Here is a 16,660-nt window from a genome sequence, read left to right on the forward strand (position 1 = left end):
ATCCTCAACGCAAACCATCGCAACATTCGATGCTTTTCCCGTTTTTGGCAAAAACGTCGAATGTTGTGATGGTCTGCCTGCCCACGGCACCCCGCAGAAGGGCCGTAACGCCCCTAAAGGCCGCCGTCCCAGTGCCGAATCACGAATTCTCGCAGGTCGTTTTGACGTTTCTGGAACGCTTCGCTTCGGTCGCACTTAAGGCCCATAGCGAGCGCGATGGCGTTCATCGCCCGGTGCAATTGCAGCTGATGGGCAAACTGAGTCCCGGTGAGGACGATCATCCTAAAGCCCAGCGCGCTCAGCACGGTCATACGCTCCGCATCCGACGCGCTGCGCTGCTTATCAAGATGATCCGAGCCGTTGTATTCAATCCCCGTACCGCTCGCAGGCGCATATACGTCGATCTCGAAATACCCGGCCTTTGCGAGATACTTGAACTCGTTGGGAACATCGACCCTATGGTTGAGCTCAATCTTGGCGTATCCCAGCCCTCCCTGGGAACGTTTTGCTACGACCATGATTGCGGTGGCCGTCTCCATGGGCGACCGCGCGCCATCGTGCACGCGCTTGAGCACGGCGGCCGCGCGTATGGCCCCCTGACGAGATCGGTTCTCATTGCAATAGGCAACCAAGTCGGCAACGGTATACCTCTGCCCCATCTCGATATAATCGCCTGTCGACGGATGATTCAAATGGTATCGGGCGCAGATTTCGTAGCCATATTCCAGCTGCTCGGGCTCGCTCATCCACGAACCCGCTTGGACAAAGCACATGGCCTCATCAACCACCAGAATGCCCTCTGCCACCTCGATAAGATGGCCTGGAGGTACCGGCGCCCCAAACACGTGGCACTTAAATCCAGCCGGCGTCGAGCGCTCAAAATCGAAGTTGACGAGCGTGTCGATATGATCGAGCTCTTCTCGTGGAATACCAAGCGAAACCAGATAGTCGGTAACGATCCAAACTGCTGTTGAAGCCCTCAGACCCTTGGCATCGAGTCCCAATTTGGGCAGGCTCGTGGTCGGCTTCGCCTCGTTAGCAAGCGAGTCCTCATCGTATAGGCTGCTTGCTCGCGAGAGCGGCTCGGACGGGCGCGCCACGTTGTGGTACAGCCAGGCAGTCTTATGGGACAGGACGATCGGCAGGTCCATGAGCCCTCCAATGGAGTCGGATAACCAACCTTATTCCCCTGCCCACGGGTCCGCACACCTTCGCGCGCAAGAAAGCGATTCCACCCGATCGAGTGGTAGAAAAACCATCACAACATTCGATGCTTTTTCCGATTTTGGCAAAAAACGTCGAATGTTGTGATGGTTTGAGGTGAGGTAAGGGGGCACGAAGGGGTCGAAGCATCGTGCCCGAACGGGTTAATCCAACTCTTTTAAGCCATGCGCCAGCTGCCAGTACTCGCCGTGCTGAGCGAGCAGCTCTTCGTGCGTGCCACGCTCGATGATGCGGCCGTGTTCGAGGACCATGATGGCGTCGGCGTCGCGGACGGTGGACAGGCGGTGCGCGATCATAAACGTGGTGCGTCCGCGCATGATGCGGTCCATACCGCGCTCGATGAGCTTTTCGGTGCGCGTGTCGATGGAGCTCGTGGCCTCGTCCAGGATGAGCACCGGTGGATCGGCCACGGCCACGCGCGCGATGGCGAGCAGCTGGCGCTGGCCCTGCGACAGGTTGGCGCCGTCGGCCGTGACCGGTGTGTCGTAGCCTTGCGGCAGGCGGCGAATAAACGAATCCGCGCAAGCGGCCTCGGCAGCGGCGCGCACTTCCTCGTCGGTCGCGTCGAGCTTGCCAAAGCGGATGTTTTGCGCAATGGTGCCGCTAAACAGGTGCGTGTCCTGCAGCACAATGCCGAGCGACCCGCGCAGGCTGGCCTTGGCAATGTGCTTGACGTCGATGCCGTCGTACGTGATCTCGCCGTCATCGACCTCGTAGAAGCGGTTGATGAGGTTGGTGATGGTCGTCTTTCCGGCGCCCGTCGAGCCCACAAACGCGATCTTTTGCCCCGGCTTGGCAAACAGGTTGAGGTCCGTGAGCACACGGGTGCCCGGCACGTAGGAAAAGTCCACGGCATGGAAGCGCACGTCGCCGGCAAGCGGGACCAAGCCGCACGTGAGCTCGGTACCGTCGGCAGACACCGCGCGGCCCGACTCATCAACGGCAGCCACATCATGCAGGTGCCCGTACGCGCCCACGCCCTGGCCCTCGGGAATCTTCCATGCCCACGCGGCGTCGCCTGTCTGCACCAGCTCCACGCAACCCTCGTCCACCTCGGGCTTAAGGTCCATGGCGGCAAACAGGCGCTCAGCGCCGGCCAACGCATTGAGTAAGAAATTACCCAGCTGCGTAAACTGGTTGATGGGCATGGCCGCCTGGCGTACAAAGACCAGGTAACTTGCAAGCGCGCCCACGTCGGCGAGCCCCTTGATGCAGAGCATGCCGCCCGCCACGGCGACGATGGCGTAGTTGGCATAGCCGATCACCACGGTCATGGGCACCATCGAGTTGGCGTAGGCCTGCGCGGCACCACCGGTGCGGCGCAGTTCTTGGTTGCGCACGTCAAAACCAGCCACGTTGGCCTGCTCGTGATTAAAGACCTTGATGACCTTTTGGCCCGAGACCATCTCCTCGACGTATCCGTCCAAATCGCCCAGCGACGCCTGCTGAGCGGCAAAAAAGCGCTTGGAACGCATGCCCGAGTAACGCGCGTACAGCACAATGGCCACATCGCACACGAGCGTGATAATCGTGAGCTGCCAGTTGAGGATGATGAGCATGGCCGTGGTGCCGACCATCTGGATGCTCGCCTGAATCACGTTGGCAAAGCTGTTGTTGAGCGCCTCGGAGACAGTGTCGACGTCGTTGGTAAAGAAGCTCATGATGTCGCCCGAGCGCGTGCTGTCAAAATAACTCAGCGGCAGCGTCTGGATGTGCGCGAACAGGTCGCGGCGAATATCGGACACCACGCGTTGGGCCGCGCGCACCATAATCTGCGAGTAGCCCAGAGCCGAGAGCACGCCCGCGGCGTAGATAGCAGCAGTAAAGATAACCTGCCTGGCGAGCAATTCCTCACCGCCCGTTGCCAAACCGTTAACGATAGGGCGCACCATGTAGGTGCCGGCGAGGCTCGCGATGGCGGCGACGGAGGCGAGCACACCCACTGCGAGCAGCGAGAACTTGGCGTGGCCCATGTAGGAGAGCAAGCGGCGGAGCGTCTGCGTCAGATTGGCGGGGCGGGCCTGAGCGGATGTCTTAGGCATGGCGCTCACCCCCTTCCAAGGGCGATCCGCTGGGAACGCAGGAAAACGGATTATTCGCGCAGCCATCGTCGCAGCCGTCGCCGGTGTCCGCGTTCCCCGCGAACTCCATCTGCGAGGCGTAAATCTCCTGGTAGATGCTATCGCCCGCCAGCAGTTCCTCGTGCGTGCCCACGCCGTGGACACGACCGTCGTCCAACACAATAATGCGGTCGGCATCCATGACGCTCGCAATGCGCTGTGCGATGACAATCACCGTCGTATTGGGAATCTGAGCAATATGCTCACGAATCTTGGCGTCGGTCGCCATATCGACCGCGCTGGTGGAATCATCAAAAATGAGCACGCGCGGATGCTTGAGCAGCGTACGCGCGATGCACAGACGCTGTTTTTGTCCGCCCGAGACACCGGCACCGCCCTGGCCCAGATAGCCGTCGAGTCCGCCGATGCGATCCAGGAACTCGTCCACACATGCCGCTCGACAGGCGCGCAGCAGCTCCTCGTCGGTGGCATCGGGCGCGCCCCACTGCAGGTTCTCGCGCACGGTACCCGTAAACAGCACGTTCTTTTGCAGCACGATACCCACGGCGTCGCGCAGGGCAACCAGGTCGTAATCGCGCACATCGCGCCCGCCCACGAGTACGGCGCCTTCGGTGGCGTCGTACAGGCGCGCGATCAGCTGCACAAGCGAACTCTTGCCCGAGCCCGTGCCGCCGAGCACGCCCACCGTGGAGCCTGCCTCAATGCAAAGGTCAATATGCTCGAGCACATCCTCGGCAGCATCCGCGCGGTACTTAAACGACACGTCGCGAAACTCGATGCTTCCGTCGGCCACCCCGTGCACGGCAGCGGCAGCGTCGGGCGCTTGGATAAGCGAACGCTCGTCGAGCACCCGCGAGATGCGCTCCACGCTGGCAAGTGCGCGGGTGAGCAGCAAAAACACGTTGGAGATCATCATGAGCGAGTTCATGATGAGCAGCACGTAGCTCATAAAACCCGTGAGCGAGCCCACGCCGAGCTCGCCGGCAAGAATCATGCGACCGCCGATCCACAGAATGGAAAGCGCCGCCACGTACATCGACAGCTGAAACACCGGCAGGTTGAGCACGGCGTTGCCAAAGGTCTTCGTCGCCGTGTGCGCGAGCTCGGTATTGACGGCATCGAACTTGGCCTCCTCGTGCTCGGCGCGCACGTACGCCTTGACGGCGCGCACGGCGGTGAGGTCCTCCTGCACCACACCGTTGAGATGGTCCATCGAGGTCTGCAGCTGGCGGTAGAGCGGACTGACGCGACAGGTGATAACGCCCAGTACGATCGCCAGCACCGGCAGAATAATCGCGAATACCGTAGCAAGCGGACGCGACAGCACCAACGCATAGACCAAGCCGACGATAAGCGTCACGGGCCCGCGCACCATGGGGCGGAAGCCGTTGCCTACGGCGTTTTGAATCACGGTGATGTCGGTGGTCATGCGGGTGACGAGCGAGCTGGCGTCGTAGTTGTCCAGATTGCCAAAGGCGAGCGTCTGGATCTTGCGATACTCGGCCTCGCGCAAGTTAGCGCCCAGCCCCGAGGCGACGCGAGCAGACGTGCGCGCATAGCCCAAGCCAAGTACCAGCGAACATGCGGCGCATACCAACATATACGTGCCCTGCAACAGCATGTAGTTGATATCGCCCGCGGGCACGCCCACATCGATGATATTTGCCATGATGACCGGGATAAACAGCTCGAGCGCCGTCTCGGCCGTCACAAAGAGCATGCCGAGTATGGCATCGCGGCGGTATGCCCCCAGATAGGAAAACAGAATCTTGAGATTGCGCACGCAGGTTCATCCCCCATCAAACGTTGTTCGCAAACCCACGTATTATGGCGCGCCGTGCAGCGGTGTCAAGTGCTCCGAAATCGATTTCTGTAAGGTTGGCGCAGGCTTTATGCTCGCAGGGCGCACGTCCGTATTCAATTAGAAATAAACGCGAGCGTGACTTTTTCGCCCTACGACCAACACAAACCTTGACTCTACAATCGTTGTAGGGTTTTCACTACACTGGTACGTAAACAATCTAAGCCAGAAAGTGCCCCGCCCATGGAACACGACCTCACACGCGGCAACGTCCTTAAGACCATCGCGGTCTTTGCCCTGCCCTATATGCTCTCGTACTTTTTGCAGATGCTCTACGGCATGGCCGACCTGTACATGATGGGGCAGTTTAGCGGCGCTGCCGGCATCACCGCCGTGGGCAATGGCGCGCAGACGCTCTACATTATTACCGTGACGCTCGTGGGCCTGGCCATGGGAACGACGGTCATCGTCGGCCACGCCGTGGGCTCGCGCCGCTTCGATCGCGCCGAGACCGCCATCGGCAACACCATCACGCTCTTTATGGGCGTCTCGGTGGTGCTGGCCGCTGTCCTGCTCGTGCTTTGCCCGCAGATCGTGGCGCTCATTGGCACTCCCGCCGAAGCCGTCGAAGGCACTGCCGCCTACCTGCGTATCTGCTTTATCGGCATTCCCTTTATCGCCGCGTACAACATTCTTTCGGCCATCTTTCGCGGGCTGGGCGATTCGCGCTCGCCCATGTACGTGATCGGCGTGGCGTGCATCATTAATATCGCGCTTGATTTTCTGTTTATCGGCCACATGGGGCTCGGCCCCGTGGGCGCGGCGCTCGGCACGGTGACCGCGCAGACAGCCAGCGTTGCCCTCGCACTCGTGTGGCTCAAGAGCCGTCGCACAAACATCCACGTTAAGCGCAGCGACCTGCGCCCCCAGCCCGAAGTGCTCAGCAGCATTCTTAAGATCGGCGTGCCCGTGGCCGTGCAGGACGGCTGCATCCAGGTGGCGTTTATGTTTATCACCGTCATCGCCAACCACCGTGGACTCGTCGACGCCGCCGCCGTGGGCCTGGTCGAGAAGATGATCAGCTTTTTGTTCATTGTGCCGAGCTCCATGGGCGCCACCGTCAGCGCGCTCACGGCGCAAAACGCCGGCGCGGGCAAGGGCGACCGCGCGCGTCAGGTGCTCAAGGATGCCATGACCATCTCGGTAGTATACGGCTGCCTTATCACGGTGCTGATGTGGCTGGTGGCACCGGCGTTTATCGGCTTTTTTGCCAAGGACGCCGCGGTGGTCGCGGCCGGTACCGGCTATATGCGCAGCTATATTTTCGACGCGATTTTTGCCGGCATCCACATTTGCTTTAGTGGCTTTTTCTCCGCGTATGGCAAGAGCTACATCGGCTTTGCGCACAACGTGCTGGCCGTGGCTCTCATTCGCGTGCCCGGTGCGTGGCTGCTGTCGAACGCCTATTCCGACACGCTGTTCCCCATGGGCATCGCTTCGCCGTGCGGATCGATTTTGTCGGCGGTCATTTGCGTTGTCGCGTTTACCGTACTCAACCGGCGCGGGGCTTTTGACAAACTGGTAGCGTAGCGAGGCGACGCATGCCTAGCACCTCTCCCCTGTTTTTACCGAAAGGAGCGGTCCTGTGACCGACATGCCAAGCGAACACACCGAGGGCCTGCTCCGCATTGGCGAGGTGGCGCGCCTGTTTAACCTAAGCGTGGGGACGCTACGTCATTACGAGCAGATGGGCTTGCTGGACCCGGCACACATCGATCCGGCGAGTGGGTACCGCTACTACGGATCGCGGCAGCTCTCCACCCTCAACACCATTAGCCACCTGCGCGTTCTCGACTTGCCGCTGGCGCAGATTCGCGAGTTTGTCACTACGCGCGATATGAATTTGATGCAACGGCAACTGACCAAGCAACAGGAGTTAATTGAGCACAAGCGGCGTGAGCTGGAACGCATGTCGCGCAAGATTGACCAGCGGCTTGCCTTGCTTCATGGCGCTTTAAATGTCGATCTCGACACCATTAGCGAAATCGAGGAACCCGAACTTCGCTGCGCCGTGCTGCACGAGCGCGTCAATCCCACCGACGCCTATTCGCTGGGATGGCATATCCGCCAGCTTCAGCAGGGACAGCACGAAACCTTTGCCTATCTGGGCAATCTGGGTGTGGGCATCGCGCCCGAACGCCTGGCCGCCGGCGACTTTGATGGCTACGACGAGGTCTTTCTGCTGCTCGATGACACCGATGATTACCTGGGCGATGTTGAGACGCGACCTGCCGCGCGCTGCCTGACCATAAGCTTCCACGGTACACACGGACAAGCAGCCCCGCGCTACGAGCGGCTGCTCAGCTATATGCGCGAACACAACCTGACGCCCGCCGGCCCCTCGCGCGAGATCGCCCTCATCGACGACATCATCAGCGACGACCCGGCAACCTACGTAACGCAGATCACGGTGCCGGTTGCCCCGTCCAAATAAGAACCGCCCGGAAGGCATCATGCTTCCCGGGCGGTTCTTCAATTAGGCTATCAATGCGCTAAGCCTGGGGCACCTGGCCGGTCGCAAGGATCTGCTCGAGTGCGTCCTCATCCAGCACGGGTACGCCCAGCTGCTCGGCTTTGGTGAGCTTGGAGCCCGCTTTGGGGCCGGCGACTAGATAGCTCGTCTTCTTCGAAACACTGCCCGAGACCTTGGCACCAAGCACCTTGAGCGCCGCGCCTGCCTCGTCGCGGGTGCGGTTGACGAGCGTGCCGGTGAGCACGAAGGTCAGACCCGCGAGTGGCTGTGCGTCGGCAAGCTCGCCTGCCACGCCAGCGTCGGCTGCGGCTTGCGCATGCGCAGCGCCCAAGTCGACCTCGAGCGACAGGCCCGCCTGGCGCAGGCGCTCCAGCACGGCAAGGTTCTCGGACACGGCCAGGAACTGCTTGACGCTCGCTGCAATCTTGGGACCGATGCCCTCACACTCGGCAATATCCTCTTCGCTCGCCAAGATGAGCTTGTCAATCGACAGGAATCGCTCGGCGATGACCTCGCCCACGCTCTTGCCCACGTGGCGGATGCCCAGGGCAAACAGTACGCGACCGAGCGGCTGACTCTTGGACTTGTTGAGCTCGGCGATGATTTTCTCGGCCGTCTTGAGGCCCACCGGGATGGGGTCGCCCTTCTTGACGCCCTTTTTGCTGTTGGAGCTGGCATAAGTGCGCCCCGTGTCCAAGCCTGCGATGTCGTCGACCGTGAGCTGGTAGAAGTCCGCGACATCGTGGATCAGGCCGGCGGCGATCATCTTGTCGACGATCTCATCGCCTAGGCCGTCGACGTCCATGCAACCGCGGCTCACCCAGTGCAGCAGGCGCTCCTTGAGCTGCGCGGGGCAGTCGATGGAGACGCAGCGGTAGGCAACCTCGCCATCCTCGTGGACCACGGGGCTGCCGCACACGGGGCAGACCTCGGGCATGTGCCAGTCGACCGAATCGGCCGGGCGCTTGTCGAGCACCGGGCCCACGACCTCGGGGATTACGTCGCCTGCCTTGTGCACGATGATAGTGTCGCCCTCGCGCACGTTTTTGCGACGGATCTCGTCGATGTTGTGCAGCGTGGCGCGCGCGATGGTGGAGCCGGCAACCGTCACCGGGTCGAACTCGGCGACCGGCGTGAGCACGCCGGTGCGGCCCACCTGGATGCGAATTTCGCGTAGAACGGTCTGCTTTTCCTCGGGCGGGAACTTAAAGGCAATGGCCCAGCGCGGTGCGCGGGCGGTAAAGCCCAGGTCAAGCTGCTGCTGGAAGCTGTCGACCTTTACGACCGCGCCATCGATGTCGTAGTCCAGGTCACCGCGGTGCTCGAGCGCCTGGGCGCAGAACTCGTGGACCTCGGCCGGCGTGGCGCAGCGTGCCACGTTGGGGTTGACGCTAAAGCCGGCGCTGCGCAGCCAATCGAGAAACTCGCGCTGGCTGTGGACGTGCAGCGGGTCGGTATCGGCGATGGCGTAGATAAAGGTGGCCAGGTCGCGGCGCGCCGTGACCTTGGGGTCTTTTTGGCGCAGGGATCCTGCAGCGGCGTTGCGCGGGTTGGCAAAGGGATCGCGTCCCTCGGCATCGGCCTCTTCATTCAGACGAACAAAGCTGCCCTTGGGCATATAGACCTCGCCGCGCACCTCAATGGTGCGCTCGCGGTCGGCACCCATGTGGGCGAGCGCCGGCTCGGACAGGTGCATGGGCACGTCCTTGATGGTACGGACGTTGAGCGACACGTCCTCGCCCGTGGTGCCATCGCCACGCGTGGCCGCGCGCACAAAGGTGCCGTTTTGGTAGGTAAGCGCCACGCCCAGGCCGTCAATCTTAAGCTCGCAGGTATAGGTGACGCTACCGGCACCGAGCGCATCCTCAGTGCGCTGAAGCCACGCGTCGAGTTCGTCCAGATCCATGGCATCGTCCATGGAATACATGCGCGCCATGTGCGTGACCGGCGTAAACTGCTCGCTCACGTAGCCGCCCACGCGTTGGGTGTAGCTGTCGGGTGTCACCAGGTCGGGGTGGGTTGCCTCGATTTCCTGCAGCTCAACAAGCATTTTGTCAAAGGCAGCGTCCGTGATCTCAGGCGCATCGAGCATGTAGTAGCGATAGGCGTGGTAATCGAGCTCGTGACGCAACTCGGCCGCGCGCGCTGCCGCCTGGGCATGGGCGTCGGTCGGTGCGGCGGCATCCGCGCTCGCGGGCGTTTCGATATCGATGTCCACGCCGTCACCAAACAGGCTCGATTGCTCCATAGCGGCACTCCTTCGCTCGATTTCAAACGAATACTAGAGTACCACCGGTCGCAATGGGGCCGAATAGCGGTCTCAAACCGCACCGAATCGGCAGCCGCCAGACTGGGGTGGACAGTTAGTTCAGATACGTATAAATCATAGAGCTGGATCAGGCACGAACACCCCTTTTTCAACTAATTTGGGCTCCTCGAGACCATGTAAACGTCCCGCTCTCCCTCCCAAACACCCATTCGAGCCCCATCCCAATCAAATAATTGCTCAAAACGCATCCCAAGCTTCCCCAGATTTATACGTATCTGAACTAACTGTCCAGGCTCACCCAGAATCGAGCAACTTCATACGCTCCTTTATGTAACTCAATTCATTGCAGTTAATATTTTATATTGTGTTTGCAATATATTTTGGTATTATCAACATGAGGTGAATGAAATGAAGAATCAGTCCAAACGCTTCCTAGCCATCCTCGTCCCCCTTGTCCTTATAGCAGCCGCTTTGCTCGGCTTTTTCTGGAAGGACATCCCCTTTTCGAAGGAACTTTCCTTGCGGGGTGAAGTCGTTGCTGTTTATCACCCTTCCGCCAGCGGGGCGAATGAAGGTCGCTTCGTGATCGCAAGCGAGCAATTCCAGTCCGCACCACTGCACCTCAACTTCAAAGTCGATTCGACCATCCCCATCAAGGATCAGGATGGTAAGAAGGCAGAAGTCGGAGCCATCAAAGAAGGCGTCTACGTTGACGTAACCTGCACCGTCAACACCAGCAGCGATTCCGATCCAACAAAGCTGCCCGCCCTCATAACGCCAACAGCCATCATGATTACGCAAAAAGAATAGCTCGATGTCAGAAAGGAGTTTAAAAAATAATCACCAGATAGTTAGGAGCCAATGATGAAAAAGGTTGCTTATTTACTCGCCGTCTGCCTTGTTGGGTTATCGTGCATGACCGCGCAGCCCGCCTTCGCAGCAGAAACCCATTCCTCTATCATTTCACCAGTTGCCGAAAGTCGTTCAATCTACACCGCCGAAACCACCCTCGCCTATTCGAACGGCGTCAGGCTCCATGTTACTTACACCGTTAACGATACCTATGGAACGATAACAGGCATCAAATCCATAAAGAACTGGACCTCCAATTCTCGAGTTAGCAACATCAGCTGGACTCATAGATACGGACTCAGCAACGGAAGCGTCGTCGTAACTGTTACTTACTATTACAACGGCAGTTGGCATTCTGAAGCAAGAACCATCTATGCTTAGGATTTTTTGGCTGCGGCATTGCCGCAGCTTTTTTGGGTTAATTATGGAAAGCTCAGATAAACGATGCCGTTTTAGCAGTGTGATGTTGCTCGCCACTTTGTCTGTCGCAGCAATCATGGCGGCCTTCTCAGCATTCAGCGTTGCCAACGAGGCGCGGGAGGTTCTCTTTGCACCCACTCCCTTCTATATTAACGGTGAGTCCATTCCGAGCGCCGTCCTTACCGCGCTCGCCATCCGCGACGTTCTGGCCCTGGCGCTTTCAATCGCATGCCTGATTGTTTACTTGAACTTCTGCCTTGACGTCGTCAGCACTCAGTCGATATTCACGCGAAAACAATGCCGGCGTTTTCTGGTTGTTGGGCTTCTGCTGCTCATTTCTTCAATTGTCTCGATTACCTTCGATAACCTATGTGCCGTCCAGCTCCCCAACGACGTCAGTATTACCGCAATTGGTATCTTTGGTTTTAACGCTTGGACACTGGTTCTCGCTTTGTTTGCGCTATCTCTTTCGGCTATCTTTGAGTACGGGCGACTCTTGCAGTCGGACGTTGACGCCATTATTTAGAAGGAGGGCAGCATGCCAATCGTCATGAGACTCGATCGCGTCATGGCGGATCGCAAAATGTCCTCTCAAGAACTTGCCGACATTATCGGCATCTCGCCCGTTAACGTTTCGCGCATTAAAACGGGGCGGCTCAAGGGCATTCGCTTTTCGACGTTGACCGCGATGTGCGAGGCACTTCACTGCAAACCTGGCGACATCATCGACTGGATGTCGGACGAAGAGTACATCGAGGCATTTGGAAGCCTTCCCAGCGACGAAGACTAACCAAAATGATCCGTTTTCCTCCGTCCCCAACGGATCAATAAGAAAAGAGGGGCTGTCCCACGTTGATGGGACAGCCCCTCTGGCTTCGATATGTGCGATACGGCTCGTTAGTAACCCTGACCGTAACCCTGGCCCTGCTGGCCCAGCAGCTCCTCCAGGTACTGGCGCAGCTGCTCGTCGGTGATGCCGCCGTTGCCGGTGTCGGTCGCGCTGTCGTCCTGTTGCTGGTTCTGCAGCTCCTCGTCGGAGCCCAGCTCAACCGTGACCTTTTTCTCGTCCTTGCCGCGCATGAGCGTAATCTCGACCTTCTCGCCCACCTCGTGGCTGCGCAGCGCGATGATCAGGCCATCGGCACTCGTGATCTCGTCGTCGCCCAGCTTGGTAATGACATCGCCCTCCTGAATACCAGCCTTGGCAGCAGGACCATCCTCAACGACGCTCGCCACGTACGCGCCGCTATCGGTGCTCAGCTTGTTGGTACGGGCATTGAGCGCGTTGACGCTCGAAAGCGTAGCGCCCAGGTACGGGTGCACCGGCGTCTTACCGTCGATGATCTGGTCGGCGATGTTCTTGGCATAGTTGACCGGAATGGCAAAGCCCACGCCCGAGCTGGAGCCCGAATAGCTCTCGATAAGCGAGTTGATGCCCACGAGCTCGCCGTTGTCATTGACGAGCGCGCCGCCGGAGTTGCCCGGGTTGATGGCGGCATCGGTCTGGATCATGTTGGCGTAGATGGTGTTGCCACTGGTAGAACTCATGGCCGTGGAACGATAGAGCGCCGACACGATACCCGTGGAGACAGACTGCTCGTTGCCGAACGGCGAGCCGATCGCCATGACCCACTCGCCCACGTTGAGCTTGGAGGAATCACCAATCTCGATCGGCGTGAGCTTGGAGGCGTCAGCATCCTTGAGCTTGATGACGGCCAGGTCGCTCGAGGCGTCGTTGCCCACGAACTCGGCCTCGTACGTAGTGCCGTCGTCCATGGTAACCACGTACTGGTCGTAACCATCGACCACATGGTTGTTGGTGAGGATATGGCCCTCGGTATCGAGCACAACGCCCGAACCGACACTGCCCGAGCCATCCGACTCGTCGGCAGACTGCGAAAGCGAGCCATTCTGGCTGCCGCTCGAAGTGGCGGTAATGGAAACCACGGAGGGCAACGCCTTGGCAGAGACGGCCTCAGCCAGCGTTGTGTCCTCAGAGTCGATGGTAATCTTTTGCGTCGACGAACCCGAAGCACCCGCCGTCACGGCATTCTTCCCGCCGCCAATGTTGAGCGTGCCACTCATAATGAGCGCGATGACCAGCAGGGCGCCGCAGGCGCAGCCGGCAAGCGCTGTAATAAAGATCGGCAGCTTTTTGGTCTTGGTTTTGACCACTGTGCGCTTGTTTACAACCTGCTGGCCACCCAGCGGCTTGCCGGTCTGTGTGTCGTAAGCCTGCACGTAGGGAATGTTGCTGCCGGCAGGCGTCGACTCCACCTGCACGCGCGGCTGCTGCTGAGTCTCGCCGGCATTGCCAACATCCTGGGGACGCTGGGAATCGTTCTCGCTCATAGCTGCGATCCTTTCGTCAGATAACCAAAGGCCCGCCAAACATGTGGCGGGCCATCATTGTTCATGTTGAGTTGTACCCCAAGCTGGGCAGTCCCGAGCACTAGATGCCAAGATTTCAGCTTTGCTTAAGTAATGACATGCTTATAAGCCAATTCGTTTTATGCCGTCATGTCTATTCAATATAACAGTCGATAGCAAAATTATATGTTGAATCGTTAATAAAGTCCGTAATCGTCGCACCCATGCCTGACCCGCACGTCCACTTATCCTTCTCCGCGTCGTATGGCGTTGGCCCCCACCCCGTTTCATATGATGCTTCGCTTTCTGTGAAGTAGTTCATCACATATTTATCTTTCTGCATGAGCGCATACCAAGCGTTTGCGTACATCACGAGTGGATCGATTTGGACTATCGAGTACTTTCCGGAACGAATCTCAATTTCTGTTTTATCGTTATAATAAGCGACTGTGAGCTCAATCTTGGCAAGCAGCGGCAACGTTTCATCTGATTCCCTCTGGATTGTTATGACATCACCGGCCATAGCGTCGGCAGACACAGTTTTGCTCTCTGGCGTGAAAATAGTCTCTCTGCTTCTTGTTCGCGTTTTTTCATTGCCATTTTCATCTCTGACCACCGTGTCGACCACGAGCGTCAATCGCTTCTGAGCGTCCGGCAACTCCACGGCTTCTGCCATCCCGGCTCGCATCAAAATAGGAGCCCCCGCCATCAGACCTAAGAACTGCTTTCTATCAATCATTCTTCATTCCCCTTGTCTACTTGATTTGACTTTCTCAGCTGAATGGGGATACAGAACAGTCCCGTCAAGTTCCTTATCTTCCACAAAAACTAGAATCCATTTATCACCTGCTTTCAACCCTGAGACATATCCGGAACTTGACTTACGGCGCATATCGATTCTCTTACGGCAACCACTTGGCATAAGCGCCTCAAATTGCCCGTTATGAACATCCGACAGCGTCTGTACTTCAACTGAAATATGTTCGTCATCTTTTCCACCAACGACCGAGGGGCTCGGTTGATAGGCCGCGACAACCAATATCCCAAGAAATGCGCAAAGAAGCCCCAGCGTTTTACGTATGCGCTTTCTATCATCTTCGCCGTCACTCTCCACAATACGTCCCTTCATGCGATATATAAATCGTTGTGTCATATGGAAGAAAACACAGCTGATTGAACCAACCGTCCCAGACAACAAGCATATATTTCTTATCATTTGAATATGTATTATGCATAGCCACATATCCCGCAACAGCCATCGCATGAGCGTCATGGCTTGATCTGAGAGTCCCAGAAAAAATACTGAGATTTCCAGAATCTGCAGTTGCCCTGAAAGAATCCCAAGATGGATACCAAGCAAATGATGTCTCAAGCCTTTTCCCGCGCCTAGCACAGAACTCCTTAATAGCCGGGGCAGCATTTGGAGATGGAGTCCTTCCTTGGGTAAAGTAAAGGCCCGTAGCTTGATCGAATGACTTATTTGGATCGCCGGATGTTCCCGATAACTGCCAAAGCTCATGATATAAGTCTGGCAATTTGAGCCGGTTTAGCGTTACATAATGGCTGCTTACCGCAAACATTGCAGACACATCGCAAGCATAGGTCCCCGTTTCTTTAATAACCTCTGATTGTGTAGGCGTTATCATTCCTGAAATTGTTTTACTTGCGTCAATGACATATCCTTGCTTATACAGGTCTTTGGGCGATACGAAAACATCCTCGAACCTGCCTGGAGATCCGCTGCGGCTATTTCCCACAGAAAACACCGCTGTTGACCGGCATCCCTTCTCATCTAAAACAACGTTATTATCCAGATCTGCAATACCAAAAGACAGCTCGTCAAATTTCAAAGCAACGATGTCATCTTGGGATGCGAGAAGAGCTATTTCATCGCTTGTATTCTCAATGGGCATAGGGGCGTTCGGAGCCAAGCAGTATTCGCTGATCCACCAAGATCGCTCTGAATCAAATACGACGTAGCCATAGTTAACGTCATCCCGCTTCGCGCGAACGATATACCCGATTGATTCCCCATCGGAATTCACCATTTTTACTGGGTCACAAGCGGTCACCGGCTCATCCGATACGTCATCAAAGAAAGCTTGCGCTTGCTCCACAGCTATTTGCGGTGTGACACGAACCAAGTCGTCGTCTCCAAAAACCAACCTTGGAGACATCAGGGCGGCAAGCAATACTATGAATCCGACAATCACCTTTCTCGAATAACGCATTTCTTCCTCCATCCGTGCAGTAGGGAGATACGGTAACTAAATGATATTCGTGAGATAGTGTTATACGTTTGATATTGTTTTTACTGACCCACTTTAAATCGGTGAAAGGTCTTCTTATCGCCCTAAACGAGAAAAGGGTACTGGAGAAATCTCCGGTACCCTCACATTCCTCTATTTACTTGCTAGTCCTTAAACAGATAGCCCACGCCGCGGACCGTGGTGATGTGTGCCGCGATCTGCGGGCCCACCTTGGAGCGGATGCGTCGGATGTGCACGTCGACGGTGCGCGTGCCGCCGCAGTACTCAAAGCCCCACACGCGGTGCAGCAACACCTCGCGGCTGTAGGCACGGTTGGGGTGCGTCGCCAAAAAGCTCAGCAGCGAGTACTCCATCAGCGTCAGGTCGATGGGCTCGTTATCGAGTGTCACCTGGTAGGTAGCCAGGTTAATCTCGAGGTTATCGATATTGAGCACATCGTCGGCGGTGACGGTCTCCTCCTCGCCCATCAGGCGCTGCGCACGAGCCTTAAGCTCGTTGGGCGTCGCCGTGGGGCATACAAAGTCGGCATGCGCGTGATTCGGCAGACGCAGGGTGCCGAGCGCCTCGTCGTCGACGATCACCAACATGGGGACGCCGCCACGATCATCAAGCCACTTGGCAATCTGATCGATACGGTCGCTGCGAATGCCATCGGAATCGAGGATCAGCAGGTCAAAGTCGTGCGCCGCAGTCGGTGAATCGGGAGTTGCCAGGCTCACCTCGACACCCAGGGTGGTCGTCAAGCTGCGGGCAAACTCGTGGAAGCGCGTCGTGCGCGCCATGAACAGGGCACTCTTTTCGGACATATCGGCCTCCAAAGAAATGAGCTCAATCGTACTG

At 57.7% G+C, this 16,660-nt stretch carries 15 protein-coding genes; 6 read left to right on the forward strand and 9 right to left on the reverse strand.

Annotated elements, in window-relative coordinates; all coding sequences use genetic code 11:
• Window positions 1–113: 113 nt before the first annotated feature.
• From ACEG18_RS03800 to ACEG18_RS03810, 3 genes are all read right to left on the reverse strand, one after another.
• A complete protein-coding gene (locus ACEG18_RS03800; protein ID WP_372541301.1) occupies window positions 114–1,151 on the reverse strand; it encodes a putative endonuclease domain-containing protein in 1,038 nt (345 codons plus the stop codon).
• Window positions 1,152–1,367: 216 nt separating this feature from the next.
• Window positions 1,368–3,266 carry an ABC transporter ATP-binding protein gene (locus ACEG18_RS03805; RefSeq protein ID WP_372541303.1) on the reverse strand — a complete coding sequence of 633 codons (1,899 nt, stop codon included), beginning with the start codon at window positions 3,264–3,266 and terminating at the stop codon, window positions 1,368–1,370.
• Window positions 3,259–5,088 (reverse strand): ABC transporter ATP-binding protein, encoded by a 1,830-nt coding sequence (locus ACEG18_RS03810; protein WP_372541304.1) that lies wholly within the window; start codon window positions 5,086–5,088, stop codon window positions 3,259–3,261. Before ACEG18_RS03810 ends, ACEG18_RS03805 begins: the two co-directional genes overlap by 8 nt.
• A gap of 261 nt (window positions 5,089–5,349) precedes the next feature.
• On the opposite strand from ACEG18_RS03810, the gene ACEG18_RS03815 reads away from it, so the two are divergent.
• Both ACEG18_RS03815 and ACEG18_RS03820 read left to right on the forward strand, forming a co-directional pair.
• Window positions 5,350–6,696 (forward strand): MATE family efflux transporter, encoded by a 1,347-nt coding sequence (locus ACEG18_RS03815; RefSeq protein ID WP_372541305.1) that lies wholly within the window; start codon window positions 5,350–5,352, stop codon window positions 6,694–6,696.
• Window positions 6,697–6,760: 64 nt separating this feature from the next.
• Entirely contained in the window at window positions 6,761–7,600 is an 840-nt protein-coding gene (locus ACEG18_RS03820; protein ID WP_372541597.1) for a MerR family transcriptional regulator, read from the forward strand.
• Window positions 7,601–7,658: 58 nt separating this feature from the next.
• Here the strand turns inward: ACEG18_RS03820 and ligA are convergent, their stop codons facing one another.
• A complete protein-coding gene (gene ligA / locus ACEG18_RS03825; RefSeq protein ID WP_372541307.1) occupies window positions 7,659–9,887 on the reverse strand; it encodes an NAD-dependent DNA ligase LigA in 2,229 nt (742 codons plus the stop codon).
• Window positions 9,888–10,316: 429 nt separating this feature from the next.
• Here ligA and ACEG18_RS03830 point away from each other — a divergent pair, with 429 nt between their 5' ends.
• From ACEG18_RS03830 to ACEG18_RS03845, 4 genes are read left to right on the forward strand one after another with little or no spacing between them, the layout of a single operon-like run.
• The gene (locus ACEG18_RS03830; protein WP_372541309.1) at window positions 10,317–10,718 is read left to right on the forward strand and encodes a hypothetical protein; all 402 of its coding nucleotides are present in this window, start codon (window positions 10,317–10,319) and stop codon (window positions 10,716–10,718) included.
• A 54-nt stretch (window positions 10,719–10,772) separates the two neighbouring features.
• Window positions 10,773–11,141, forward strand: a complete 369-nt coding sequence (locus tag ACEG18_RS03835) for a hypothetical protein (protein ID WP_161115505.1) — start codon at window positions 10,773–10,775, stop codon at window positions 11,139–11,141.
• Window positions 11,134–11,706 carry a hypothetical protein gene (locus ACEG18_RS03840; protein WP_372541311.1) on the forward strand — a complete coding sequence of 191 codons (573 nt, stop codon included), beginning with the start codon at window positions 11,134–11,136 and terminating at the stop codon, window positions 11,704–11,706. Before ACEG18_RS03835 ends, ACEG18_RS03840 begins: the two co-directional genes overlap by 8 nt.
• Before the next feature lie 12 nt (window positions 11,707–11,718).
• The gene (locus ACEG18_RS03845) at window positions 11,719–11,970 is read left to right on the forward strand and encodes a helix-turn-helix domain-containing protein (protein ID WP_161115503.1); all 252 of its coding nucleotides are present in this window, start codon (window positions 11,719–11,721) and stop codon (window positions 11,968–11,970) included.
• Window positions 11,971–12,077: 107 nt separating this feature from the next.
• Here the strand turns inward: ACEG18_RS03845 and ACEG18_RS03850 are convergent, their stop codons facing one another.
• From ACEG18_RS03850 to ACEG18_RS03870, 5 genes are all read right to left on the reverse strand, one after another.
• Complete coding sequence (locus tag ACEG18_RS03850) at window positions 12,078–13,532, reverse strand: S1C family serine protease (RefSeq protein ID WP_372541313.1); 1,455 nt, start codon at window positions 13,530–13,532, stop codon at window positions 12,078–12,080.
• A gap of 172 nt (window positions 13,533–13,704) precedes the next feature.
• Entirely contained in the window at window positions 13,705–14,289 is a 585-nt protein-coding gene (locus tag ACEG18_RS03855; protein WP_217749795.1) for a hypothetical protein, read from the reverse strand.
• A gap of 3 nt (window positions 14,290–14,292) precedes the next feature.
• Window positions 14,293–14,664 (reverse strand): hypothetical protein, encoded by a 372-nt coding sequence (locus tag ACEG18_RS03860; protein ID WP_195192604.1) that lies wholly within the window; start codon window positions 14,662–14,664, stop codon window positions 14,293–14,295.
• Window positions 14,654–15,781, reverse strand: coding sequence for a hypothetical protein (locus ACEG18_RS03865; RefSeq protein WP_372541315.1), 1,128 nt, complete (start codon window positions 15,779–15,781; stop codon window positions 14,654–14,656). The genes ACEG18_RS03860 and ACEG18_RS03865 overlap by 11 nt, the downstream gene beginning before the upstream one ends.
• Window positions 15,782–15,963: 182 nt before the next feature.
• Complete coding sequence (locus ACEG18_RS03870) at window positions 15,964–16,626, reverse strand: response regulator transcription factor (RefSeq protein ID WP_006234733.1); 663 nt, start codon at window positions 16,624–16,626, stop codon at window positions 15,964–15,966.
• Window positions 16,627–16,660 lie beyond the last annotated feature (34 nt).

Source organism: Collinsella aerofaciens (assembly GCF_041537385.1).
In the GTDB taxonomy this organism is placed as follows: domain Bacteria; phylum Actinomycetota; class Coriobacteriia; order Coriobacteriales; family Coriobacteriaceae; genus Collinsella; species Collinsella aerofaciens_BV.